23 protein-coding genes and 4 tRNA genes are annotated in these 21,961 nt (G+C 69.5%); 16 read left to right on the top strand and 11 right to left on the bottom strand.

What is annotated here, in order from left to right; all coding sequences use genetic code 11:
- Nucleotides 1-30 precede the first annotated feature (30 nt).
- Nucleotides 31-615, top strand: a complete 585-nt coding sequence (locus tag RM1_RS22865) for an RloB family protein (protein WP_072753938.1) — start codon at nucleotides 31-33, stop codon at nucleotides 613-615.
- A gap of 93 nt (nucleotides 616-708) precedes the next feature.
- On the opposite strand, the gene glfT1 is transcribed toward RM1_RS22865, so the two are convergent.
- Genes glfT1 through RM1_RS22885 form a run of 4 tightly spaced genes read right to left on the bottom strand, consistent with a single transcriptional unit; the run spans nucleotide 709 to nucleotide 3,948 of the window.
- The gene (gene glfT1 / locus RM1_RS22870; protein ID WP_072753939.1) at nucleotides 709-1,596 is read right to left on the bottom strand and encodes a galactofuranosyltransferase GlfT1; all 888 of its coding nucleotides are present in this window, start codon (nucleotides 1,594-1,596) and stop codon (nucleotides 709-711) included.
- On the bottom strand, nucleotides 1,593-2,414 hold the full coding sequence (wzt, locus tag RM1_RS22875; protein ID WP_027501718.1) for a galactan export ABC transporter ATP-binding subunit Wzt/RfbE: 822 nt from the start codon (nucleotides 2,412-2,414) through the stop codon (nucleotides 1,593-1,595). Before wzt ends, glfT1 begins: the two co-directional genes overlap by 4 nt.
- 15 nt (nucleotides 2,415-2,429) lie before the next feature.
- Nucleotides 2,430-3,305 (bottom strand): galactan export ABC transporter permease subunit Wzm/RfbD, encoded by an 876-nt coding sequence (wzm, locus tag RM1_RS22880; protein WP_072753940.1) that lies wholly within the window; start codon nucleotides 3,303-3,305, stop codon nucleotides 2,430-2,432.
- 49 nt (nucleotides 3,306-3,354) lie between these two features.
- Entirely contained in the window at nucleotides 3,355-3,948 is a 594-nt protein-coding gene (locus tag RM1_RS22885; protein WP_072753941.1) for a bacterial proteasome activator family protein, read from the bottom strand.
- 183 nt (nucleotides 3,949-4,131) lie between these two features.
- Between RM1_RS22885 and RM1_RS22890 the strand changes: the two genes are divergently transcribed.
- Entirely contained in the window at nucleotides 4,132-5,334 is a 1,203-nt protein-coding gene (locus tag RM1_RS22890) for a cysteine desulfurase-like protein (RefSeq protein WP_072753942.1), read from the top strand.
- 6 nt (nucleotides 5,335-5,340) lie between these two features.
- On the opposite strand, the gene RM1_RS22895 is transcribed toward RM1_RS22890, so the two are convergent.
- Nucleotides 5,341-6,327: an NAD(P)H-quinone oxidoreductase gene (locus RM1_RS22895; protein WP_072753943.1), complete on the bottom strand. Its 987-nt coding sequence runs from the start codon at nucleotides 6,325-6,327 to the stop codon at nucleotides 5,341-5,343.
- Between the two features lie 102 nt (nucleotides 6,328-6,429).
- Between RM1_RS22895 and RM1_RS22900 the strand changes: the two genes are divergently transcribed.
- The 3 genes from RM1_RS22900 to RM1_RS22910 all read left to right on the top strand — a co-directional run bounded on the left by RM1_RS22900 (nucleotide 6,430) and on the right by RM1_RS22910 (nucleotide 8,307).
- Entirely contained in the window at nucleotides 6,430-7,611 is a 1,182-nt protein-coding gene (locus tag RM1_RS22900; protein ID WP_072753944.1) for an alpha-hydroxy-acid oxidizing protein, read from the top strand.
- Nucleotides 7,612-7,732: 121 nt separating this feature from the next.
- Complete coding sequence (locus tag RM1_RS22905) at nucleotides 7,733-8,167, top strand: MarR family winged helix-turn-helix transcriptional regulator (RefSeq protein ID WP_072753963.1); 435 nt, start codon at nucleotides 7,733-7,735, stop codon at nucleotides 8,165-8,167.
- Between the two features lie 52 nt (nucleotides 8,168-8,219).
- Nucleotides 8,220-8,307, top strand: a tRNA-Ser gene (locus RM1_RS22910).
- Nucleotides 8,308-8,366: 59 nt separating this feature from the next.
- On the opposite strand, the gene hisC is transcribed toward RM1_RS22910, so the two are convergent.
- Nucleotides 8,367-9,458: a histidinol-phosphate transaminase gene (gene hisC, locus RM1_RS22915; protein ID WP_072753945.1), complete on the bottom strand. Its 1,092-nt coding sequence runs from the start codon at nucleotides 9,456-9,458 to the stop codon at nucleotides 8,367-8,369.
- 114 nt (nucleotides 9,459-9,572) lie between these two features.
- On the opposite strand from hisC, the gene RM1_RS22920 reads away from it, so the two are divergent.
- The 5 genes from RM1_RS22920 to RM1_RS22940 all read left to right on the top strand — a co-directional run bounded on the left by RM1_RS22920 (nucleotide 9,573) and on the right by RM1_RS22940 (nucleotide 12,919).
- On the top strand, nucleotides 9,573-10,301 hold the full coding sequence (locus tag RM1_RS22920) for a dienelactone hydrolase family protein (protein ID WP_072753946.1): 729 nt from the start codon (nucleotides 9,573-9,575) through the stop codon (nucleotides 10,299-10,301).
- Nucleotides 10,302-10,386: 85 nt separating this feature from the next.
- Nucleotides 10,387-10,478: transfer RNA gene (locus tag RM1_RS22925), tRNA-Ser, on the top strand.
- Between the two features lie 35 nt (nucleotides 10,479-10,513).
- Nucleotides 10,514-10,586, top strand: a tRNA-Arg gene (locus RM1_RS22930).
- Nucleotides 10,587-11,184: 598 nt separating this feature from the next.
- On the top strand, nucleotides 11,185-12,243 hold the full coding sequence (locus RM1_RS22935) for a hypothetical protein (RefSeq protein WP_072753947.1): 1,059 nt from the start codon (nucleotides 11,185-11,187) through the stop codon (nucleotides 12,241-12,243).
- A gap of 76 nt (nucleotides 12,244-12,319) precedes the next feature.
- The gene (locus RM1_RS22940; protein WP_072753948.1) at nucleotides 12,320-12,919 is read left to right on the top strand and encodes a putative glycolipid-binding domain-containing protein; all 600 of its coding nucleotides are present in this window, start codon (nucleotides 12,320-12,322) and stop codon (nucleotides 12,917-12,919) included.
- Between the two features lie 21 nt (nucleotides 12,920-12,940).
- Here the strand turns inward: RM1_RS22940 and RM1_RS22945 are convergent, their stop codons facing one another.
- Entirely contained in the window at nucleotides 12,941-13,936 is a 996-nt protein-coding gene (locus RM1_RS22945; protein WP_072753949.1) for a prephenate dehydrogenase, read from the bottom strand.
- A gap of 48 nt (nucleotides 13,937-13,984) precedes the next feature.
- Between RM1_RS22945 and RM1_RS22950 the strand changes: the two genes are divergently transcribed.
- From RM1_RS22950 to RM1_RS22960, 3 genes are all read left to right on the top strand, one after another.
- On the top strand, nucleotides 13,985-14,524 hold the full coding sequence (locus tag RM1_RS22950; protein ID WP_027501706.1) for a tRNA adenosine deaminase-associated protein: 540 nt from the start codon (nucleotides 13,985-13,987) through the stop codon (nucleotides 14,522-14,524).
- Nucleotides 14,525-14,998 (top strand): nucleoside deaminase, encoded by a 474-nt coding sequence (locus tag RM1_RS22955; RefSeq protein ID WP_027501705.1) that lies wholly within the window; start codon nucleotides 14,525-14,527, stop codon nucleotides 14,996-14,998. It begins immediately after the preceding gene.
- 65 nt (nucleotides 14,999-15,063) lie between these two features.
- A tRNA-Ser gene (locus tag RM1_RS22960) sits at nucleotides 15,064-15,154 on the top strand.
- Nucleotides 15,155-15,397: 243 nt separating this feature from the next.
- Here RM1_RS22960 and RM1_RS22965 read toward each other — a convergent pair.
- Entirely contained in the window at nucleotides 15,398-15,982 is a 585-nt protein-coding gene (locus RM1_RS22965; protein ID WP_245816567.1) for a TetR/AcrR family transcriptional regulator, read from the bottom strand.
- Nucleotides 15,983-16,092: 110 nt separating this feature from the next.
- On the opposite strand from RM1_RS22965, the gene RM1_RS22970 reads away from it, so the two are divergent.
- Nucleotides 16,093-16,584 carry an SRPBCC family protein gene (locus RM1_RS22970; protein ID WP_072753951.1) on the top strand — a complete coding sequence of 164 codons (492 nt, stop codon included), beginning with the start codon at nucleotides 16,093-16,095 and terminating at the stop codon, nucleotides 16,582-16,584.
- 40 nt (nucleotides 16,585-16,624) lie between these two features.
- The gene (locus tag RM1_RS22975) at nucleotides 16,625-17,311 is read left to right on the top strand and encodes a YceI family protein (protein ID WP_072753952.1); all 687 of its coding nucleotides are present in this window, start codon (nucleotides 16,625-16,627) and stop codon (nucleotides 17,309-17,311) included.
- Here the strand turns inward: RM1_RS22975 and RM1_RS22980 are convergent.
- A complete protein-coding gene (locus tag RM1_RS22980) occupies nucleotides 17,292-17,684 on the bottom strand; it encodes a hypothetical protein (protein ID WP_072753953.1) in 393 nt (130 codons plus the stop codon). The two genes, RM1_RS22975 and RM1_RS22980, sit on opposite strands and share 20 nt — an antisense overlap.
- A 33-nt stretch (nucleotides 17,685-17,717) precedes the next feature.
- Here RM1_RS22980 and RM1_RS22985 point away from each other — a divergent pair, with 33 nt between their 5' ends.
- The gene (locus RM1_RS22985; protein ID WP_072753954.1) at nucleotides 17,718-18,500 is read left to right on the top strand and encodes an AraC family transcriptional regulator; all 783 of its coding nucleotides are present in this window, start codon (nucleotides 17,718-17,720) and stop codon (nucleotides 18,498-18,500) included.
- Nucleotides 18,501-18,542: 42 nt separating this feature from the next.
- Here the strand turns inward: RM1_RS22985 and RM1_RS22990 are convergent, their stop codons facing one another.
- Complete coding sequence (locus RM1_RS22990) at nucleotides 18,543-20,843, bottom strand: ATP-binding protein (protein WP_143069389.1); 2,301 nt, start codon at nucleotides 20,841-20,843, stop codon at nucleotides 18,543-18,545.
- 117 nt (nucleotides 20,844-20,960) lie between these two features.
- Entirely contained in the window at nucleotides 20,961-21,923 is a 963-nt protein-coding gene (locus tag RM1_RS22995; protein WP_072753956.1) for an esterase/lipase family protein, read from the bottom strand.
- Nucleotides 21,924-21,961 lie beyond the last annotated feature (38 nt).

The raw sequence follows: 21,961 nt of genomic DNA on the forward strand, positions 1-21,961 counted from the left end.
GTTAGCACACGAAGAGAGCCTCGCAAGAGGATGCTGATCGTTCTCGAAGGAGCAAAGACGGAAAGTAGATATTTTAAGCATATTCAACAGAGTATTCGGGGGTTTCGGCTCGAGATTGTTCCTGTGGGAAAGGGGCCGGAGCACGTTGTAGCAGAGGCGAAGCGTATTCGGGAGGAAGATCGGCGGGAAGCCCGTCGAGAGGGTGACTCGCAAGACACGCTGGATGCCGTGTGGGTTGTGGTGGATGTGGACGACCATGCGTATCTAGAAGAAGCGATCGCCGCTGCGGGACGGGAAGGGATATCCGTTGCGCTTAGCAATCCATGCTTCGAATCCTGGCTGATCCTACATCAAAAAGATCGGCGTTCTCCGTTCGGCAAGTCTCAAGATGCAAAGCGGGAATGGGCTAAGATCTGCGGATCCACGAAAACCCAAGATGAGTGCAACCTTGTTGCCGGGCTTTTCGAAATTGCGGACGGGCGTGCGCGCAATGGCCTTGATAGGCCCTGGGGTGCAACTGTGGCAGGCGTACCGAATCCGGGCACAAGGGTTGGCGAACTTGTCACTCACATCCTGGATCTGGCTGGTAAGGATGCTAAATCCACAGGACTGTAGCTTCCATATTGTTCTTACGAATTCGAGGCTGAAATTTCCAGGAGTGTATGGGAGCGTATGTGGATACGCAATGGCCGCATATCTTGAAGGTGGTCAGTGCCGCTCGAAGCGTTCCTGCCTGCCCATCTTGCGCAGCCGCACCCAGTCGCGCAGGCCGGCCGGGTCCCGGCGGTCGATCAGGAAGAACCAGCCGAAGCGCAGCCACTCCTGCGGCAGCAGTCGCCGCATGCCCGGCTGCGAGAGCAGGTACCCGCGGTTGCGATAGGTGTAGAACCGCTTCGTCTCGTTGTCCGGGTACTGGGTGTGCATCCGGCCGCCCAGGATCGGCTTGAACTCCTCGGCCCCGTTGGGATGCACATAGGCGGTCTGCAGGCAGGTGCCGAACGCCAGCCCGGAGCGGACCAGGCGGCGGTGCACCTCCACCTCGTCGCCGCGGACGAACAGGCGCAGGTCCGGGACCCCGACCGCGTCGACCGCGGCTGCGGAGAACAGCGCGCCGTTGAACAGGGAGGCGATTCCGGGAAGCAGGTCGTCGGTGCCGAGCTCCGAGCGCAGCCGCCGCCACTCGACGCCGCGACGCAGCGGGAACGCCAGTCGGTCGGGGTCGTCGATGTCGCACACCACGGGGGAGACCTCGGACAGTCCGTGCCGGGTGGCGCAGTCGAGCAGGGTTGCGAGGACCTCGGGTCCCTCCGGGCGGCCGTCGTCGTCGGCCAGCCAGAGCCAGTCGGCGCCGAGGGACAGCGCGTACAGCATGCCGAGCGCGAACCCGCCCGCACCTCCGAGGTTGTGCTTGGAGCCCAGGTAGGTGGCGGGCACGCCCGCACCCTCGACGAGTGCGCGCACCTCCGCCTCGTCGGCGTTGTCGACCACCACGAGGTGATCGAGTGGCCGGGACTGGGTGGAGAGCACCTTCAGCGACTCGGCGAGCAGCTCGCGGCGCTTGTGGGTGACCACCACGCCGATGATCCGTTCGGTCACCGGGTGTGTCCCGGTTCGGCCTGCTCGCGCTCCATCTCGGCGATGACGTGCCGCACGTGGTCGGCGGCATCGTCGCCCTCGTAGGCGCGCACGACGTCCTCGATCTCGCCGTGCATGCGCACCTGGCCGTGATCGATCCACATCGCGGTGTCGCACAGCTGGGCGAGGAACTCGTTGGAATGGCTCGCGAAGACCAGGATGCCGGAGCGCTCGACCAGCGCCTGCAGCCGCACCCGCGCCTTCTTCATGAACTCCGCGTCGACCGCGCCGATGCCCTCGTCGAGCAGCAGGATCTCCGGGTCGATGCTGGTCACCACGCCCATCGCGACCCGAACCCGCATGCCCGTCGAGTACGTGCGCAGCGGCATGGACAGGTACTCGCCCAGCTCGGTGAACTCGGCGATCTCGTCCATCTTCGCCAGCATCTGCTTGCGGGTCTGGCCGAGGAAGAGGCCGCGGATGATGATGTTCTCGTAGCCGGAGATCTCGGGGTCCATGCCGACGCCGAGGTCGAACACCGGCGCAACCCGCCCGCGGATCCTGGCGCTGCCGCGCGACGGCTCGTAGATGCCGGACAGCAGCCGCAGCAGCGTGGACTTGCCCGCGCCGTTGTGGCCGACCAGTCCGATCCGGTCGCCCTCCTTGAGCGAGAGGGTGATGTCGCGCAGGGCCTCGACCACAACGACGTCGGAGTCGTTTCGGCCGATCGCGCCGCCCGCCTTGCCGAGGAACGCCTTCTTCAGCGACCGCGACTTGGCGTCGAAGATCGGGAAGTCGACGCACGCGTTGTGCGTGTCGATGCTGACGTGCTTAGTCATCTGTGACCGCTCTCCCTAAACCCAGTAGGGCACGCGGGCCCGGTACTTGCGCAGTGCCACGAGCGCCAGCGCCCAGCCGACCACGGTGATGCCGAGCACGATGTACCAGTGGTACAGCTGCTGGGGCTGCCCGATCATCGGCGCGCGGACGATCTCGAGGTAGTGGTAGAGCGGGTTGAGTTCGGCGATCCTCGCGCGATCGGCGACCGCGCCGCCCTGCGCGACGAGGCTCTGCGTGGTCCACATGATCGGCGTCAGCACGAACAGCAGCAGGGTCATCGACGACAGGATCGGGGCGATGTCGCGGTAGCGGGTGGCGAAGATGCCGAAGACGATCGACACCCACACCGCGTTGAGCACGAGCAGGGCCACCGCCGGGATCGCCGCGAGCGATGCCCAGCTCAGGTCTCGCCACACCCCGAACGCGACGACCATGATCACGTAGATGACCAGGTTGTGCGCGAAGAACAGCAGCTGCCGCCACACCAGGCGGTAGATGTGCACGCTCAACGCCGACGGCAGCTGTTTGATCAGGCCCTCGTTCGAGATGAACACCTCGGACCCCTCGATGATCGAGGCGTTGATCAGGTTCCACACGATCAGGCCGACCGTCACGTAGGGCAGGAACTGGTCGAGGGGGATGTCGAGCAGCGCCGCGTACAGGATGCCGATGGCGGTGGCCTGTACGCCGGTGGCGATGGTGATCCAGAACGGACCGATCACCGAGCGGCGGTAGCGCTGCTTGATGTCCTGCCAACCGAGGCTCAGCCACAGCTCGCGCTGCGCGAATCCGTCCCGCAGGTCCTTGAACGCGCGACGGAGGGTCTGCGAGTCGGAGACCGGGGGGACCTCGGTGGCCAATGCCTCGGATTCTGGGGCGGATGCTGACACGGAGACCGAGCCTACTGGTCGGCCGCGTGCGGCCGACCAGCCGCCACGGCTAGAGGTACTGGCCGGTACCCGAGCCCTGCTGCGGATTCTGGTGCCCGTGGCCTGCGGTCATGCCTGGTGGGAGCGCACTCTGGCGGATCTGCTCGAGCTGGGACCGCGCCGCCATCTGCTGGGCGAACAGCGCGGTCTGGATGCCGTGGAACAGGCCCTCGAGCCAGCCGACGAGCTGCGCCTGCGCGATCCGCAGTTCCGCGTCGGACGGCACGGTGTCGTCGGTGAACGGCAGGGTCAGCCGTTCGAGCTCGTCGCGGAGTTCGGGGGCGAGGCCCTGCTCGAGCTCGCGGATCGAGGATTTGTGGATCTCCTTGAGCCGGTTCCTGCTGGCGTCGTCGAGCGGTGCCGCGCGGACCTCCTCGAGGAGTTGCTTGATCATGGTGCCGATCCGCATCACCTTGGCCGGCTGCTCGACCATGTCCGCGATCGACTCGCCGTTCTCGCCGCCCTCCCCGTTGGCGCGCCCCGCGCCCGCGAAGCCGGTCTCGGCCGGCCCCGATCCGACACCGGGGAGGCCTGCGGCGGCCACCATCATGGGTTGCCCATCGGGTCCGATCACGACCACCTGCTCATTGTCCGGTTGCGTCATGGCTCCATCTTGTATCAGGAGGGGAGCCCGCGCATCGGCCGACGGCGAACCGATGCGCGGGTTTCGACGCGCGGCGGGGGAGTCGGAAAAGTTTGTGTTGTATGCAGTTACAGATACTGTGATGCCTCACAATCCGGCCATCCGCATCGCACCGATTCGAAATTAGGTCCTAGGCTGTCGGGCATGGCATACGACGTCGCCCGGGTGCGGGGACTTATCCCTTCGCTCGGAGACGGTTGGATCCACCTCGATCCTCAGGCAGGCATGCTGCATCCGGATTCGGTGTCCACCGCGGTGTCGACCGCATTCCGTGGTTCCGCGGCCTCCCACACCGGCAGGCACGTCTCCGCGCGGCGCAGCGCCGCGACCCTCGACGCGGCCCGTGAGGCCGTCGCCGATCTCGTCGGCGGCGACCCGGCGGGCGTGGTGCTCGGCCAGGACCGGGCCGTGCTGTTGGCGTGGCTGGCCGAGGCGCTCAGCTCGAGGCTCGGCCTCGGCACCGGGGTTGTGCTCTCCCGGCTCGACGAGGAAGCCAACGTCGCGCCCTGGTTGCGGGTGGCGAATCGCTATGGCGCGCAGGTTCGTTGGGCCGAGGTCGAGATCGACACCTGTGACCTGCCCAGCTGGCAGTTCGCCGAGCTGATCGGGTCGACGACGCGACTGGTCGCGCTGACCGCGGCCTCCCCGATCGTCGGGTCGGCGCCGGACGTGCGGGTGGCGGCGGACCGGATCCACGAGGTCGGCGGCCTGCTGGTCGCGGACGCCGTCGCGGCGGCGCCCTACGCACACGTCGACATCCACGAGATGGGCGCCGACGTGCTCGCGGTGAACGCGCCGAGCTGGGGCGGCCCGCAGATCGGCGCCCTGGTCTTCCGCGAACCCGCACTGCTCGACAAGATCCCCGCGATCTCGTTGAACCCGTACGCCACCGGGCCGGAGCGGCTGGAGATGGGCGGGCACCAGTACGCCCTGCTCGCCGGGCTGACGGCCTCGATCGACTACCTGGCCGGGCTGGACGAGACCGCCCGCGGCAGCCGCAGGGAGCGGCTGGAGACCTCGATCAGTTCGCTGCAGGACTACCACGACCGGATCTTCGACTACCTGATGGCGTCGCTGCGCCGGCTGCCCCAGGTGATGCTGATCGGCACCTCACACAGCCGCGTGCCGACCATCAGCTTCACGGTCGCCGGGGTGCCCGCGGAGAAGGTGTCGCTGCACTTCGCCGAGCGCCGGATCGGGACGCTCGTCGGCGAGCGCGGCGGCAGCAGGCTGCTGGACTCGCTCGGGGTCAGCGACGAGGGCGGCGCCGTGACGATCGGCCTGGCGCCCTACACGACCCGATACGAGATCGATCAGCTCGTGCGCGCCGTCGCCGCCCTCGGCTGATCGGCCTCAGCCGAGCGTCAGCACGACCTTGCCGACGGTCTCGGGCGCGTCCAGCAGGGCGTGGGCCCGCGCGGCCTCGGTGATCGGCAGCTCCGCGTGCACGACCGGCCGGACGACGCCGTCCGCGACCATCGGCCAGAGGCGTTCGGTGACCGCGGCGACGATGGCGGCCTTGCTCGAGCGCCCGGTCTCCGGCCTGCCGCGCAGGCCCGTCGCGAACACCCGGCCCCGCTTGGCGAGCAGCTTGCCCAGGTCCAGCTCGCCGACCCGGCCGCCCTGCATGCCGATGACGCAGAGCTGGCCGTCCTTGGCCATGGCATCGATGTTGCGACCGAGGTAGGCGCCGCCCATGTTGTCGAGGATCAGGTCGGCGCCGCCCCGCGGGGTCCCGGACAGCGCGGCCACGAAGTCGTCCTCGCGATAGTTGACGGTGATCGACGCGCCGAGTCGACGGCACACAGCCAGCTTGTGCTCGGAGCCGGCCGTCGCGGCGACGGTGGCGCCGAGGGCGGCAGCCACCTGGATCGCGTGGGTGCCGATGCCGCCCCCTCCGCCGTGGATCAACACCACCTGTCCCGCCTGTAGGCCTGCGATCATCACCAGGTTCGACCACACCGTGCAGGCCACCTCGGGCAGCGCCGCCGCCGTGATCAGGTCCAGGCCATCGGGCACCGGCAGGAGCTGGGTCGCCGGGACCGCAACGCGCTGCGCGTAACCGCCGCCGGAGAGCAGCGCGCACACCGGGTCGCCGACCGCCCAGCCGCGCACGCCGTCGCCGAGTTCGGCGATGGTGCCCGAACATTCGAGCCCGAGGATCTCGCTGGCCCCCGGCGGCGGGGGATACAGGCCCTCCCGCTGCAACAGATCGGCGCGGTTGACAGCCGTCGCCGCGACGTCGATGAGGACCTGGCCCTGCCCCGGCCGCGGATCGGGGACCTCGGTCCAGTCGAGCACCTCGGGTCCGCCGGGGCCGGTCACGGTGATGGCGCGCATGGTGACGACGCTAGCCCCGCGGCCGCCCCGCTGTCGCGGGAGCGGCCGAACCGATGCGCCACCCCCTCCCGTCGGGGGCCGAGACCCGCTAGCGTCACGTGGGTGACCTACTTCGGCAACATGCAGAACGAGATCTACCTGTCCGGGGTCGGCGGCGCCAGGCCCGAACTGCCGATGACCGCGGCCGGGCTCGAGGAGCTGGCCTCGACCACGCTGTCGCCGGAGGCCTTCGCCTACATCGCGGGCAGCGCTTCGAGCGAGCGGACCGCGGCCGCGAACCTGGCCGCATTCGAGCGGCACGCGATCGTGCCCCGGATGCTGCGCGGGACCGCGGCCCCGGACGCGCGGGACCTGAGCGTGGAGGTGCTCGGCACCAGGCTGGCGGCGCCGGTGCTGACCGCGCCCGTCGGTGTCCTCGAACTGGTGCACGAGAACGCGGAGCTCGCGGTCGGCGAGGCCGCCGACGAGCTCGGGATCGGTTCGGTGCTGTCCACGGCGTCCTCCACCCCCATCGAGCAGGTCGGCGCGGTTTCCGGCGAGAACTGGTGGTATCAGCTGTACTGGCCGTCCGACGACGAGGTGGCGCAGTCGCTCGTGCGCCGGGCCGAGGCGGCGGGCGCGAAGGCGATCGTGCTCACCGCCGATACCCCGGGAATGGGATGGCGCCCACGAGATCTCGAGCTGGGTCATCTGCCGTTCCTGCAGGGCAAGGGGATCGCGAACTACCTCACCGACCCCGTTTTCCGATCCCGGCTCCCCGGTGCGCCGGAGGACAGCGCCGAGGCGATGCAGATGGCCGTGCTCACCTGGGTGTCGATGTTCGGGAACCACACCCTGCGGCCTGCGGACGTGACCCGGCTGCGGGAGTGGACGGACCTGCCGATCGCGGTCAAGGGCATCGTGCACCCGGACGACGCGAGGGCGGTGGTCGACGCGGGCGCGGCGGGCGTGGTGGTGAGCAACCACGGCGGCAGACAGGTGGACGGTGCGATCGCCGCGCTCGATGCCCTCGCGCCGGTGGCCGCGGCGGTGGGCGACCATGCGGATGTGTTGCTGGACTCGGGAATTCGGTGCGGCGCCGACGTGCTCACGGCGTTGGCGCTCGGAGCGGACGCGGTGCTCTACGGCAGGCCGTGGGTGTACGGGCTCGGCCTCGCTGGCAAGGCGGGCGCCAAGCACGCGCTGCGAATTCTGCTGGCGGATTTCGACCTGACGCTCGGGTTGGCAGGGTTCGCCGGCGTCGCCGAGATCGACACCTCCGCGCTGCGCGCCGTCTCCGGCTGAGGCGACGCCTCTTTCATACCGAGCGGTATGAATCATGAGCGCAGGCAACTAGAATGGTTGTGTGACAACACAGATCGACGGTTCTGAGGACGAGGCCCCTCGCTGGCTCGACGACGCGGAGATGGCCGCCTGGCGCGCCTTCATCGACGGCTCCCAGCGGCTGATGGGATTACTCAACCGGGAGTTACAGGACCGGCACGGGCTCACCACGGCCGACTATCGCATTCTCGTGATGCTGTCCGAGTCGCCGGACGGGTCGGTCCGGATGAGCGATCTCGCGGATGGCGTGATCTCCTCACGCAGCAAGCTGACCCACCAGATCCGCCGGATGGAGGCGGACGGGATGGTCACCAGGAACACCTGCCTCGACGACGGCCGGGGGGTGCTGGCGATCCTCACCGAGGAGGGGCGCCGACGGCTCGAGGAGGCGGCCCCGACGCACGTGCGCGGGGTGCGTCGCTATCTCGTCGATCTCCTGGACGCGGACGAGCTGACGAGCGTCGAGAGGGTGTTCACCAAGGTGAACACGGCCATCGGAGAGCGATCGGCCGGCTGACCCTGCGCGGTGGATTCCGCCGGGAACCGGGGGTGCCGTTAGGATCTGCGATGGAAGCGTGGCAGAGCGGCCGAATGCACTCGCCTTGAAAGCGAGCGTCGTGAAAGCGACCGGGGGTTCAAATCCCTCCGCTTCCGCCAAGCAGAAACGGCTCCGACCAGGTGTCCCTGGTCGGAGCCGTTGTGCGTGGTACGGAATCTCAGCCCTGCTGGGAGGCCTTCCAGATCGGCAGTCCGGCCCCGAGGGCGAACTCCAGGAAGGTGTCGTTCTCGTCGGGGTCGCCGATGGTGACGCGCACCCCGTGCCCCGCGAACGGTCGCGTCACCACCTTCGCGGCGATGCCCGCCTCGCCGAACGCCGCCGCCTGCTCGCCGAGCGGGAGCCAGATGAAGTTGCCCGAGGACGGCGGCACGTCGTACCCGCCCGCGATCAGCGCGTCCCGCACCCGCGTCCGCTCGGCGACCACCCCGTCGGTACGGGCGAGTAGTTCCGCATCGGCGGCGAGCGAGGCGACCGCGGCAGCCTGGGCCACGCTGGTGACCGCGAAGGGCAGGTGCACCTTGAACAGGGCGGCGATGATCTCCGGGTCGCCGATCGCGTACCCGATCCTAAGGCCGGCAAGGCCGTAGGCCTTCGAGAAGGTGCGCAGGACAACGACATTCGGTCGACCCTCGGCCAGGGCCACGCCGTCGGGCGCGGCCTCGGCGCCCGCGTCGGGTCGCAGGTACTCGAAGTAGGCCTCGTCCAGCGCCACGAGGATGTGCGGGGGGACCGCGTCGAGGAACCGCGCGAGGGCCTCCGCGGCGACCACCGTCCCGGTCGGGTTGTTCGGGTTGCAGATGAAGATCAGCCGGGTGCGGTCGGTGATGGCCGCGAGCATGGCGTCGAGGTCGTGTTCGTAGTCGGCGGTCAGCGGGACCTCGACGGGGGTGGCTCCGGCCACCTTGACCACCACGGGATAGGCCTCGAACGAGCGCCACGCGTAGATCACCTCGTCGCCCGGCCCCGAGGTCGCCTGCACCAGCTCGAGGCAGATGCCGACCGATCCGCAGCCGGTGGTGATCCGGTCCGCGCTCACGCCGAGCTTGGCGGCCAGCGCGTCGCGCACGGCGACCGAGCCGTTGTCCGGATAACGATTGGCGCCGGCCGCGGCCTCGGCGATCGCCTCCACGACGCTGGGCAGCGGACCGACGGTGGTCTCGTTACTGGCCAGTTTGATCGCGCCGGGAAAGGTGCGTCCCGGCACGTAGGGGGCGATTCTCGAGAGGTCGGGGCGGGTGCGCACGGTCATGAATCGACATTATGCGCCGCATCCGATCGGACGTGGCGGGCGCGGCGAAAAAGAACCGGTGACCGGCGAAAAGAATCTTGAACGGGTGGGCCGTGAGCGTGCCAAGGTATACGTATGTCGGGAATCTTCACGGACAGCGCGGTGCTGCGCGCCCTGGGGGAGCATCCGGACGCGCCTCCCGTTCGCGTCCCCCTGACGGCCGTCGAACCGGACGGACCCGCCCGCGGCGGGATCGTGGTCCTGCACGAGTCGCGGGAGTTCACCGACGCCCTGCTCGACCTCATGCGCTCGCTCGCGGCCGAGGGCTGGTTGACGGTTGCCCCGCACCTGTTCCACCGGGAGCCGCTGCACAGCACCGCTGAGGTGTTCGGGGACAACCTGTTCGCCGACTTCGACGCGGCCTTTGACTGGCTCACCGCGCGCGGGGTGTACCCGGACTGCGTCGGGGTGCTCGGCTTCGACGACGCGGGCACCGCCGCCCTGCTGGTCGCGACCTCCAGGCCGGTCGGCGCAGCGGTCAGCGTGTCCGCGCGCGGCATCGTGCACCCGCTCGCGGAGGGTGCCCCGGCTCTGGTGGAGGCGGCCCCGAAACTGCAGGCGCCGTGGCTGGGGCTGTACGGGGAGGACGACCCTGGCACGCCGCGCGCGGAGGTCGAGCGACTGCGGGACGCGATCGCGCGCGCCGAGGTCGCCACCCTCGTGGTCAGCTACAGCGGTCTCGAGCATCGAGCGGACGAACCGCCGGAGTTCCCGGTGGACGGCGATGACAACGATCCGGCCGCGCAGGCGATGATGGACGCGCAGCGCCGGATCTTCGACTGGTTCGATGGCAATCTGCGTTAGAAATCGCCTATGACCAGCCGTTTTGCCTCTTACGCCGCGCCTGTGTAACCTTTCCATCCGGCGGTTCCGAAAGGACCTGAGCCTAGGAAGCGTGCCAGAGCGGCCGAATGGGACTCACTGCTAATGAGTTGTCCTCCTCAAAGGGGACCGGAGGTTCAAATCCTCTCGCTTCCGCCACGCTGGTGCTCGTAGGCCAGCACAACTGAAGACATGCGCCCGTAGCTCAACGGATAGAGCACTTGACTACGGATCAAGAGGTTAGGGGTTCGAATCCCTTCGGGCGCACAGTGAGGAGCCCCTCACCGACAGAAATGCCGGTGAGGGGCTTTCTCGTGGGCCAACGGTTGAACTCCCATCGGGCGCAATGGCTTTCGGTCGCATGATCGATCAAGGCGGCTAGCACGCACGTTCGATTCCCGCTAAGGTGGTCGATGCGGGCCGATGGAGCCAGCCAGCTCGAAGGCATGGGCCCGCACCAAACGTGCCGCCCGGTTCCCCGACCTGGGGCGGCATGCGGGCCCCGTCGATCCATGTGATCGGCGGGGCCTTTCGCATCGCTGCCCCGCGTGGGGGCGCCCTAACCGCCGTGGTGCCGCCGCCATCTGTGTGCCGCCTGTGGAGGAGCGTCCGGTCGGGCTGGGGATCAACAGGCCGTGGCCAGCGCGCCGCCCCGTTATCCACAGGCCTGTGGATGGCATAGTCGCAGGTACAGGCTAATTACATCGATGTAATCCACAGGTTCGTCCACACTGTCCACAGTCCGGTCCTGGGTGTTAACAGGATTTGTCCACAGCTGTGGACAAATCGTGGGCACGGTCACGGGGCCGACGACCGCCCGGTTGGGGGACACTGGGGAACCCAGGGCCACGGAAGGAACGCAGCCATGACACTGGCGTCCGCGCTGACCGGTCGGACCGAGACCGGGCGCGCCCGGCGCAGGCCGATGCTGTTGCGTGACGCGCAGGCCAGCGCCCTGGTGGAGGCGTTCGTCATCATCGGGGTGCTGACGATCCTGATCACCCGCGCCTACCTGCACCTCACCGGCTACCCACAGGTCGGCGGTTCCACGCTGCACGTCGCACACGTGCTGTGGGGCGGGCTGCTGATGGTGGCGGCCCTGGTCGTGACGTTCTCGTTCCTGGGCCTGCGGCCGCGGCTCCTCGCCGTGGTGCTCGGCGGCATCGGATTCGGGCTCTTCCTCGACGAGGTCGGCAAGTTCGTCACCAAGACCAACGACTACTTCTACCGACCCGCCGTCGCGATCATGTACGTCGTCGTGGTGGTCCTGCTGCTGCTCAACCGCTGGCTGCACGACTCCCGGCCGCCGAGCGTCGCCGAGGACATCAGCAACGCCGCCGCCATCGCGGTGGACGGACTGATCAGGGGACTGCCGCCGGAGCGCCGCGCGCTCGCCGAGGCGCAACTGCACCGGGCACAGGCGGCGGGCGCCGACCTGACCGCGGTCGCGGACATCGGTGATCTGCTCGCGCGCTGCGATCCGCGGGAGCCCGGTCGGTTCGGGGGATTGCGGGCGTGGGGATCGCGGCGGGTCCCGGCCGTGTTGAGCGGTCGCACCGCGGTCGGGGTCGCCGCCTTCGTCCTGGTGCTCTTCTCGACGTCCGGGCTGATCAACGCGATCGTCACGCTGTCCTCCGATCTCGAGGGCTCGGCCGGGGTCGTCACCACCGTCGGGCAGCTCGCCGGGACCGCCGTCGCGTGCGTGCTGAGCTGGGTCGGCGTCGCGAGGCTCCGCAACGGCAAGTTGTGGCCGCTGCAGTTCCTGCGGGCCGCGGCGCTGGTCACGGTGCTGCTGACCCAGGTCTTCGATTTCGTCGCGCAGGAGTTCGGGGCGTTGCTCAACGTGGTGGTCGGGTTGTTCGCGCTGGCGGTGCTCTCGGCCAGGATCGCGGTGCTCGAGCGCATGGCGGCCGAGGCGGCGTGAGCGCCCGGCGACTCGCGACCCGCGCGGTTCTGCCGCCACTGCTGCCCGAAGGCCCCACGTCGCTTACCGTAGTCAGGTGACCAATCCAGCTCAGGGCGCAGCGGCCACCGATTCGGTCTGGCCTGCGGTCCTCACGTGGCGGGCCCACGCCGCTCCTCGGATGGAGTCGGTACGAGTGCAGCTCGTCGGTAACCGGATCAAGGCGGCCGGCCGGATCATCGGTGGACAGTGCGCCGAGCACCCCGCGTTCAGCGCGTCCTACGACCTGGTCACCGACGAGAACGGGGTGACCCGCAGGCTCTCGCTGCGGACCAGCCTTGCGTCGGGTGAGCGGCAGGTCTCGATCAGCCGGGACTCGCAGGGCAACTGGATGGTCGAGAACGGGACCAACCCCAAGCGATCCACCTTCGGCGGCGCGCTGGACGTCGACGTGGTGCTCAGCCCGTTCTTCAACACCCTGCCGATCCGGCGGCTGGGCATGCACACCGACTCCGAGGACATCCAGGTCCCGGTCGTGTACGTGTACCTGCCCGACCTGAGCGTGCAGGAGGCGAGCTTGACCTACAGCAGCGGCGCGGACGGCATCCACGTGCTCTCGCCGGTGTCGAGTTCCTCGGTCACCATCGACCGCGACGGGTTCATCCTCGACTACCAGGGCCTGGCCGAGCGGATCTAGGCGCTCCGCGCCCGTGCGCGGTTACCGAGTCCCTGCACTCGCCAGGCGCGCACGGGCGCGCAGCGCCCCTCCGCGGCGGCCGGCGTCGCGCATCCGCTCCACCCAGCCGTCCTCGCCGACCGCGACGTCGGTGATCTCCCAGCGGTCCAGGTTCTCGTAGCGCAGCCGCGCGGCGTGCCCCGCCGTCACCAGGGTCTCGGTGCTGCCGCTGTCGGAGAGGGCGTCGCGGGCGTCGGTCAGCAGTTGCAGCGCCTCGTCCAGCGCGACGATCAGCTCGCCCGAGTTCGCCTCGCACATCGCGCGCACCAGTTCCGGTGCGGTGCCCGCCACCCGGGTGCCGTCGCGGAACGAGCCGGCGGCCAACCCGAGCGCGAGGTCGCCGCCTGCCGCCGCAACGGTCGCGAGCGCCTCCGCCAGCAGGTGCGGCAGGTGCGAGATGCGGGCGGCCGCCGCGTCGTGCTCGTCGGCGGCGGCAGGCACCACCACCGAGCCGCAGTCCACGGCCAGCGCGGCCACCTGGCCCCACACCACGGGATCGACGCCGTCGTCGGTGCCGACCACCCACACCGCGTCGCGGAACAGTGCGACGTCGCCCGCCGCCCAGCCGGACTGCGAGGTCCCCGCCATCGGGTGTCCTCCGACGAACCGCGCGCCGAGGCCGTGCCCGCGCACCGCGTCGAGGACCGCCCGCTTCACGCTGACCACGTCGGTGAGCGCGCAGTCGGGGGCGTGCGTGGCGACCGCGCCGAGCACGGCGTCGAGGGCAGGGACGGGCACCGCGACGACGATCAGCGCGCCGGACCGCTGGGCCCGGCGCAGCACCGCCTCGAGGTCGGTGTCGGCGTCGTATCCGTCGGCGCGGGCGTCCTCGACGGCGCCGGCGGAGCGGTTGTAGCCCCACGCCGTCCGGCCGGCCGCGATCGAGGCCCGGAGCACCGAACCGCCGATCAGTCCGAGCCCGAGAACGCACACCGGCGGGTCAGTCGCTTCAGCAGACACCCGGATAGGTTGGCACATTTGCCTGCGGACTTCATTTACCGGCGCCGGGCGGACTACGGTGACGGCATGGCTGCTCAGCGCGCGCGTGACAACAGCGCCCCCTCGGACCAGTTCGAGGATCTCGATGGCTTCGGCGTCGCGGTGGTCCTCGACGACGGCAAGTGGAAGTGCACGGCGCTCACCTCGGCCGCGCTGAACAGTCTCGAGGCCGCGGAGACCGAGCTGCGCGAGATGCGGAGCTCCGGCGCGGTGTTCGGCCTGCTCGACATCGACGACGAGTTCTTCGTCATCCTCCGCCCGGCGCCGACGGGCACCAGGCTGCTGCTCTCGGACGCCACCGCGGCGCTCGACTACGACATCGCCTCCGACGTGCTCGACGCGCTCAACATCGAGACCCCCGACCTCGACCCCGACGAGCTCGACGACGTCGATCCGTGGGAGGAGGGCGACCTCAGCCTGCTGGCGGACCTCGGCCTGCCGGAACCGGTGCTCGGGGTGATCCTCGCCGAGACCGAGCTGTACCCCGACGAGCAGCTGGGCATGATCGCGCAGCGGCTCGGCTTCGCCACCGAACTCTCCTCGGTGCTCGACACCCTGCCCCGGTAGATGTCGCTGCCCAGCGGGGCGAGGGACCGCGACGAGGCGATGATCCGGGCCGCGATCGCCGCCGCCTCCGCCGCGGACACCGCAGACGTCCCGGTCGGCGCCGTGGTCTTCGATGCGAACGGCGTCGAGCTGGCCAGGGCTGCAAACGCCCGCGAGGCCAACGCCGACCCGACCGCGCACGCCGAGATCCTGGCGCTGCGCGCGGCCGCCCTCGTGCACGGCGACGGCTGGCGGCTGGAGGGCGCGACCCTGGCCGTGACCCTGGAACCGTGCACGATGTGCGCGGGGGCGCTGGTGCTGGCCCGGATCGAGAAGGTCGTGTTCGGGGCGTGGGAGCCCAAGACCGGGGCCGTCGGGTCGCTGTGGGACGTGGTCCGCGATCGCAGGCTCACCCATCGCCCGCAGGTGCGCGGCGGCGTGCTGGAGGACGAGTGCGCGGCCCTGTTGGAGGGCTTCTTCCGGGAGCAGCGCTGATCGCGCGGAGGCCCCGGTCAGCGGCCGATTTAGCGCCAGGCCCCGAGTCGGGTAAAGTCACCGGCGGTGGCGTGTCCGAGCGGCCTAAGGAGCACGCCTCGAAAGCGTGTGACGGGTAACCCCCGTCCGAGGGTTCAAATCCCTCCGCCACCGCCAAAAAGCCCCTCATCTGCTCACGCAGGTGAGGGGCTTTTTTATGTCCTCGCCGATCCGGCGTGAACGTGGGCCTCGCCGCTCTCCACATCAGCGAGGCCCACGTGCCGCCCGACTCGGGCTAGGGGCCGGGGCGGCAGGCAGGGACGGTAGGCGACTCGCCGTCGGGGCCGCCACGATACTCAGCAAACTCTCAGAAAACGCCCCTGCGGCGGGTTCGGCGACGGGTGGCAGATGGCGTCCCGGCTACCGCTCGGCTTCGTCCACGGCGGACGCGATCATCCCGGTCAGCTCGGCGCCGACGCGGTCGAGGGCCCGCACGCTGCGCTGCGCCCTTGCCACCAGCAGCGCGCCCTCGATGGCGGTGACGGCGGTGGTCGCCAGGGAGTCGGCGCGGGCGGGCGGCACGCCGCGTCGGGTGAGGGCCGCAGCGATGGCGTCCTCGCAGGCGGTGAAGGCCTCGCCTGCGATCTCCCGCGCGGCCGCGAAGTCCCCGCTCTCCAGTGCGCCCGCGGCCACCGGGCAGCCCGACTGGAAGTCCGAGTCCAGCAGCTGCCGACGGAAGACGCCGATGAGCCGCGCCAGGGTCTCGGACGGCCCGCCCCGCGCGAGGCTCGACTCGATCAGCGTCTCCATCAGCGCGCCCGCAGTGCGGGTGGCCTCCTCGGCCAGCTGGGTCTTACCGCCGGGGAAGTGATGGTAGATCGACCCGCGCGGGGCCTCCGCGCGCTCGATGACATCGGCGAAGGAGGTGGCGTCGATGCCCCGCTCGCGGAAGAGGGCGATAGCGCTCGTGAGCATCCGGTCGCGGGCGGTTGGGCGTTGTGTCACGTGCTCGTTCTCCCTTGCTGCCTATGTCGGTCAGCATAGTTCGGTACTGTCGGCCCCCGAGATGTATCGCACGGCCACGGCCGCGGGGCCTCGAACGAAAGCGAGCGACCATGCACTGGTTCGACCTCGACCCGATCGACGACTCCTACTTCGAGACCGCGGATTTCGTCTACACCTACGGCATGGATCTGCGCGCGGGGGCGGACGAGGTGTGGCGAGGCCTGACGGGCCTCGAGCCGCTGTCGTGGTGCCGGCTGCTCGGCGTGCACTACACCTCGGCGACCCCGCACAGCGCGGCGACGACAAGGACCGCCAAGGTGGCGGGCGGCTTCATGCAGCTGCGCGAGCAGTTCTTCGTCTGGGACGAGGAGCAGCGGCGGCACGCGTTCTACGTGAAACAGGCCAACGTCCCGCTGTTCCGGTCGTTCGCCGAGGACTATCGGGTCGAGCCGACGCCGACCGGTTGCCGCTTCGTCTGGACCTTCGCCTTCGCGCCGCGCCCCGGCTTCGGGATCCCGGTCCGGCTCGCGCTGCCGGTGAACAAGGCGCTCTTCGCGAGCTTCGTCCGGGACACCCGCAAGCGATTCGGCTCGGTGAACTGAGACCCTGCGGAGCGCGCGGGCGGTCAGTAGTGTCCCGGACATGAGCAGACGCTGGTGGGTACTCGGCGGGATCGCGGTCGTCGCGGTGCTCGCGGTCGTCGCGGGGCCGTGGGTGTACGGCACCTGGATCGCCGAGGACGACGCGCCCGCCGCCTCGGTGTCCACCTCCGGCGCACAGCCCGCGACCGGGGAGGTGAACGGGCGATGGGTGGTCGACGCAGGCCTCCCGCCGAACGAGACCGCCGCCGGCTACACGGTGCACGAGATCCTCAACGGCGCCAGCGTCACCGTGGTCGGCTCCACCGGGGAGGTGAGCGGCTCGGCGACCGTCGAGGCCGAGAAGCTGACGGCGGGCGAGATCACCGTGCAGGTCGCCTCCATCGCGACCGACGACCCCCGCCGCGACGGGCAGTTCGACACCCGCGTGATGTCGACCGGAGAATTTCCCACCGCCACCTTCGTCGTCGACGGCCCGGTGGATCTGTCCGGCCTGCCGCGCGACGGCACCACCGGAACCGTCACCGCGACAGGAACCCTGACCATCAAGGGGGTGGCTCGGCCGGTGACCGTCGATGTCGAGGTGCTCCGGTCGGGCGATTCGCTGGTCGCCTCAGGCAGCATCCCGGTCACGTGGACCGACTTCGGTGTGCAGCCCCCGTCGCTCGGGTTCGTCACGGTCGACGGATCCGGGACCGTCGACTTCCTGGTCAGCCTGCGACGGGCCTGAGCGAGCGGGACTCGAGGCCCACCGCGACGGCCAGCGCCGCCAGCGCGCCCACGTCCACCGCACGCACCCGGGACGACTGCGGGTTCGTCGGTCCCACCGCCGCGGTCAGCGCGACGTAGCTGCCCATGCTCGTCGCGGCGGCGGCGACGGTGGGGACCCGGAACGACGGTACGAACGTGCCGGCCAGCAGTCCGCCGCCGACGATCGCCAGCAGCGCGGCGCGGTGGCGCAGCAGCAGTTCCATATCGGGGTCGGCCACCCGCACGCCGTAGAGGGACTCGACCCGCGACGCCGACAGCGCCGCGGCGCCGGGCGCCAGGTTGACCAGCCCGACCCCGACCAACAGTGCCCGTGCGATCCGATCGGCCCACATGGTTGCCCCTTCCGTGGTGGTTGTTGTGTCAGCATGGCGGTTGTGGACCGGCCGCCGCTTCCAGAAACGTGCGCTGCACCCCCGGCGCCCGCGCTGTGGGTCGGGTACGGGCACGCCGTCTATCTCGGACCCTCGCTGCGGCTGGAACCGCACTCGACGGCGGTCTACTGCCTGGCGGTCGGCGTGGATGCGCCCCTGACCCTGCGGGTGGACGGGAGCGCCGACGTGGTGCTCCGGTCGGTGCTCGTGCCGCCGCGGGCGGTGCACCAGATCGTCGCGACAGGGGAGCGAATGTTGTTCTGCTACTTCGACCCCGGCTCGGCGCGGGCGGGCGGGTGCCTCGAGCGGATGGCGGCGGCGCAGGGCGGGTTCGGGAGCGGGCACCGGGCCGAAGCGGAGCTGGTCGGGCTCTGTGGCGCCCCTGCCCTCGATGCACTCGGCATCCTGGACGCGGCGTCCGGCCCGGTCCTCGGTCCGGTCGACGAGCGGATCGACGGCGTGATCCGGTCGATCCGGGCGCAGCCGGGGTCGCCGGTCTCCGCGGCGGAGTTCGCCAGGGACACGCACCTGTCGACGCCCTATTTCCTCCGACTGTTCGCCGCCGAGACCGGCACCAGCTTCCGGCGCTACCGGCTGTGGGCCCGGATGCTGCACGTCGCGACGGCGGTGTCGAAGGGCTCGGATCTGACCCGCGCCGCCGTCGACGCAGGCTTCGCGACCCCCTCACATTTCAGCGACGCGTTCCGTCGGATGTTCGGTCTGACCGCGACCGCCCTGCTGACCGGCGGGGTCGAGATCGTGGTCGACGGACCGTGATCGTCAGGGCGTCAGGTCGCGGCCCTCAAGGCCGGGGCACCCTCAGTCATGCTCGCCGTGCTTGTGCTGGAGGACCAAGACCGCGATCTGTACGCGCGAGGAGAGCCCCAGTTTGGCCAGGATGTGTTCCACGTGTCCGTTCACCGTGCCCGTTGAGATTGCCAGTCGGTCGGCAATGTCCCTGTTGGTCAGGCCTTCGGCGATCAGATCGGCGACCTCGCTTTCTCGTTCGGTCAGACCGGCCAGGTGTCGAGCGGTCGGGGTCTCCTCGGGTGATTGCTCTCTCAGGGCAAAGGCGATCGCGCCGCCGAAGTCCAACGCGCCGCCCTCGCGGTAGGCAGCCTCGTACCCGGGCACGCCGAGTGTCCCACTGACATTCCGCGTGAACTCGTCCGGATGGACATGGAGGTCGGGGAAGCGCACCGTGACAGTGCCTGCGGCACGGCCGAGCGCATCGGAGGCTCCCATCAGCACGGCGGCCCGCCGCGGTTCGTGCTGCTCGCTGGCTATCCAGGCCAGAGTCTGTAGACAGGTCACCGCCGAACCCGGGTCCTCTCCCGCCCGCATCAACCGAAGTGCCTCCTCGAGACATTCCACCGCGCGATCGTTGTCACCCTGACCCCGCACAGCGGTTGCGATCGACAGCAGCGCATACGACCGGTACACCGTCCCGCCGTGCGCTTCGTTGGCGGCAAGAACCTGCTCGTGGCACGCGACCGCCTCTGCGACCTGGCCGCGTGCCTGGCGGGCCAAACCGAGTACCAACAGCGCCTCGACGAGCCGCCTGAAGTCCCCGCGTGCCCGGGAGATTTCGACGGCCTCTTCCAGGGGTGCCAGGTCTCGATCGATCTCACCGCGGTGGAGCGCGATGAATGTCTCGATGATCACGGCGTCGACGTGCAGGATCGGGTCTTCTCGCTGCGCATCGAGGGCGCGGCCTTCCTCGAGTCGAGAGGTCGCGGCTTCCAGGTCCCCCTGGGTCGCGGCGAGGATGGAGGCGTTGTACAGCGCATTGGCCCGGTGTACGGAGGGCTCATCGGACGTCCGTGCCAGAGCCCGGTCGAGCCACCGTCGCCCCTCGCTGAGGAGCCCACGGGAGAGCCAGAATTTGCCCATGGCCGCGGCGATCCGAAGTGCGCTCTCGCCGGACTCGGACAGGCTGACCTCGAGTGCCTCGCGCAGGTTCGGCAGCTCTCGGGCGAGGCGTGCGGTCCACTCGAGCTGGTCCGGACCGCTCCACGCGGCGTCCGCCTCCAGCGCCAACTGCAGGTACCAGTCCAGGTGTCGCCGGCGCAGGGCCAGTTGCTGGCCGGCGTCGTCGAGCTTCTCGCGGCCGAAGTCCCGCACGGTTTCCAGCAATCGGAAGCGAACCCCACCGCCCGATTGCTCACGGATCAGGATCGACTTGTCGACGAGAGACGCCAAGGTATAGATCAGGTCCTGCTCTGCCCCGTCCTCGGCGCACACGGCCTCTGCCGTGTCGAGGTCGAGACTGCCGGCGAACACCGACAGCCGAGCCCACAATTGTTGTTCGGCGGGCGTGCAAAGGTCGTAACTCCAGCCGATGCACCATTGCAGGGTCTGCTGCCTGGTCGGAGCGTTCCTGCGGCCGCGGGTCAGCAGGGTGTATCGGTCGGTGAGCCGCTGGAGGATCTGCTCGGGTGAGAGCACTTTCAGCCGCGCCACCGCCAGCTCGATCGCCAACGGTAGCCCCTCCAGCCGGGTGCAGACCTGTGCGACGGTGTCGACGTTGTCGCCGGTGAGTTCGAAATCCGGGAGCACGAACGAGGCCCGTTCGGCGAACAGTGACACGGCATCGAAATGAGCCGAGTTCCGAAGCGAGAGTGGGCGGTCCGCTGGTGGCGTCGTCAGGGGGGCAACCCGAACCACGGACTCACCGCCGACGGTGAGCGGTTCCCTGCTGGTGGCGAGGATGTGGAGCTTCGGGCAGGTGGTCAACAGCTTCTTGGCGAGCTCGGCCACGGCCTCGATCAGCTGCTCGCAGTTGTCCAGGATGAGAAGTCCCGTGCCCGGGTACAGGACCTCGACAAGCACCTCGAGCAGAGGGCGGGCTGAGCGATTGTTCACCCCGACGCTGGTGGCGACCAGCTCGACCACCAACGTCGGATCGCGCAGCTCGCCGAGTTCGACCAGCCACACCCCATCGGGATAGGCCCTCCGCTCCGCCTCGGCCGCGCTGAGGGCGAGCCTGGTCTTGCCGACCCCCCCGATGCCGGACAACGTCACCAGACGGGAGGTCGACAGGGCTTTGCGTACCTCGGACAGTTCTGCTTTGCGGCCGACGAAGCTGGTCAGCTCCATCGACAGTGTTCCCACACTCACAGGAGGCCCGTTTCGGCAGAATCCACATCAACGACCATCTCGCAAGTATCGACCACCGGTCAAGAATGTCCCGTTGCAGTACCAGTACCGCCGTGGTCGAGGGTGGGAGCGGAACTCCTACTTCACGTTCGGGAAGAACGGGTCGACGGGGAAACAGGGCACCGGTGTCTGGTGATCGGGATCGAGGGCGTTGAGCACGAACCGCCAGGCCCTCTCGCTGTAGAGCGACGAGAGGTGTTCGGACTTGTCCGCCGTGCAGCCGTCCTGCAGCAGGATGTTCGTGACGTTCGCGCCCGTCAGGAACTGTTCGGTGTACGGGGTCACGATCTCGTCGTACCTGGTCACGATCGTCGTGTACCGGACACCGGGCCGGGTGTCGCCGTTGCCGTAGGTCTGCCGCATCAGGTCGGAGTCGGTCGCCTGCTGGGTCAGGGCCGGGGTGAGTTCGGTGAGCACGTCGTAGAAGGCGCGGCCCACCGGCGGGACGAGGCTGCGGACATAGACACCCCCGCTGAGCGTGGTGCCGTGGGCGCTCGGCGAGATACCGATCTGCTTGTCCACCTTCTGATCGCCGCCGAGGGCGTTGAGGTAGTAGTGCGAGAGCACGCCGCCGCCCTGCGAGTGGCCGACGAGGTCGACCTTTGTCGCGCCGGTGGCCGCGAGCACCCGGTCGACGGTGCCGGACAGCACCCGTGCCGATTCGCGGATGTCCCCGAGCGCCTGGATCGGGATCTCCGAAACCCAGACGGGGTTGCCGAAGTTGAACGTGTAGACGCAGTACCCGTTGTTGCGCAGGTAGGGCGCACCGGCCTGCCACGCGGACGCCTGCGTCGCGAAGGTCGGGTTCACCAGGACCACCGGGTTCGGGCGTGCGGCGGACGGTCGGCAGGCCGGGTCGTTCGCGCCCGGCGGCACCACCTCGGGGAAGGGCAGCGCGCGCAGCCCGGCGCCGAGGTCGAAGGGGACCGGGAGCGGCCCGCTCGCCGGTTCGGCCGCCGCGGTGCCGGTTCCTGCTGCGACGGCGGCCAGCAGGCCAATAAGCGCGAGGCCCGCCCGCAGACCTCGATCTCGGATTGCCATCGGTTCCCCTGTCGTCACACCTTCTTACTTTTGAGTAA

Source organism: Rhodococcus maanshanensis NBRC 100610, assembly GCF_001894865.1.
GTDB lineage: Bacteria > Actinomycetota > Actinomycetes > Mycobacteriales > Mycobacteriaceae > Rhodococcus_G > Rhodococcus_G maanshanensis.

Excerpts from the sequence above, each read along its gene's own strand:
- RM1_RS22865 (WP_072753938.1), top strand. The coding sequence starts at position 31 with ATGCTGATCGTTCTCGAAGGAGCAAAGACGGAAAGTAGATATTTTAAG.
- wzt (WP_027501718.1), bottom strand. The coding sequence starts at position 2,414 with ATGACTAAGCACGTCAGCATCGACACGCACAACGCGTGCGTCGACTTC.
- RM1_RS22885 (WP_072753941.1), bottom strand. The coding sequence starts at position 3,948 with ATGACGCAACCGGACAATGAGCAGGTGGTCGTGATCGGACCCGATGGG.
- RM1_RS22890 (WP_072753942.1), top strand. The coding sequence starts at position 4,132 with ATGGCATACGACGTCGCCCGGGTGCGGGGACTTATCCCTTCGCTCGGA.
- RM1_RS22895 (WP_072753943.1), bottom strand. The coding sequence starts at position 6,327 with ATGCGCGCCATCACCGTGACCGGCCCCGGCGGACCCGAGGTGCTCGAC.
- RM1_RS22905 (WP_072753963.1), top strand. The coding sequence starts at position 7,733 with ATGGCCGCCTGGCGCGCCTTCATCGACGGCTCCCAGCGGCTGATGGGA.
- hisC (WP_072753945.1), bottom strand. The coding sequence starts at position 9,458 with ATGACCGTGCGCACCCGCCCCGACCTCTCGAGAATCGCCCCCTACGTG.
- RM1_RS22920 (WP_072753946.1), top strand. The coding sequence starts at position 9,573 with ATGTCGGGAATCTTCACGGACAGCGCGGTGCTGCGCGCCCTGGGGGAG.
- RM1_RS22935 (WP_072753947.1), top strand. The coding sequence starts at position 11,185 with ATGACACTGGCGTCCGCGCTGACCGGTCGGACCGAGACCGGGCGCGCC.
- RM1_RS22945 (WP_072753949.1), bottom strand. The coding sequence starts at position 13,936 with ATGTGCCAACCTATCCGGGTGTCTGCTGAAGCGACTGACCCGCCGGTG.
- RM1_RS22950 (WP_027501706.1), top strand. The coding sequence starts at position 13,985 with ATGGCTGCTCAGCGCGCGCGTGACAACAGCGCCCCCTCGGACCAGTTC.
- RM1_RS22955 (WP_027501705.1), top strand. The coding sequence starts at position 14,525 with ATGTCGCTGCCCAGCGGGGCGAGGGACCGCGACGAGGCGATGATCCGG.
- RM1_RS22970 (WP_072753951.1), top strand. The coding sequence starts at position 16,093 with ATGCACTGGTTCGACCTCGACCCGATCGACGACTCCTACTTCGAGACC.
- RM1_RS22975 (WP_072753952.1), top strand. The coding sequence starts at position 16,625 with ATGAGCAGACGCTGGTGGGTACTCGGCGGGATCGCGGTCGTCGCGGTG.
- RM1_RS22980 (WP_072753953.1), bottom strand. The coding sequence starts at position 17,684 with ATGTGGGCCGATCGGATCGCACGGGCACTGTTGGTCGGGGTCGGGCTG.
- RM1_RS22985 (WP_072753954.1), top strand. The coding sequence starts at position 17,718 with ATGGCGGTTGTGGACCGGCCGCCGCTTCCAGAAACGTGCGCTGCACCC.
- RM1_RS22995 (WP_072753956.1), bottom strand. The coding sequence starts at position 21,923 with ATGGCAATCCGAGATCGAGGTCTGCGGGCGGGCCTCGCGCTTATTGGC.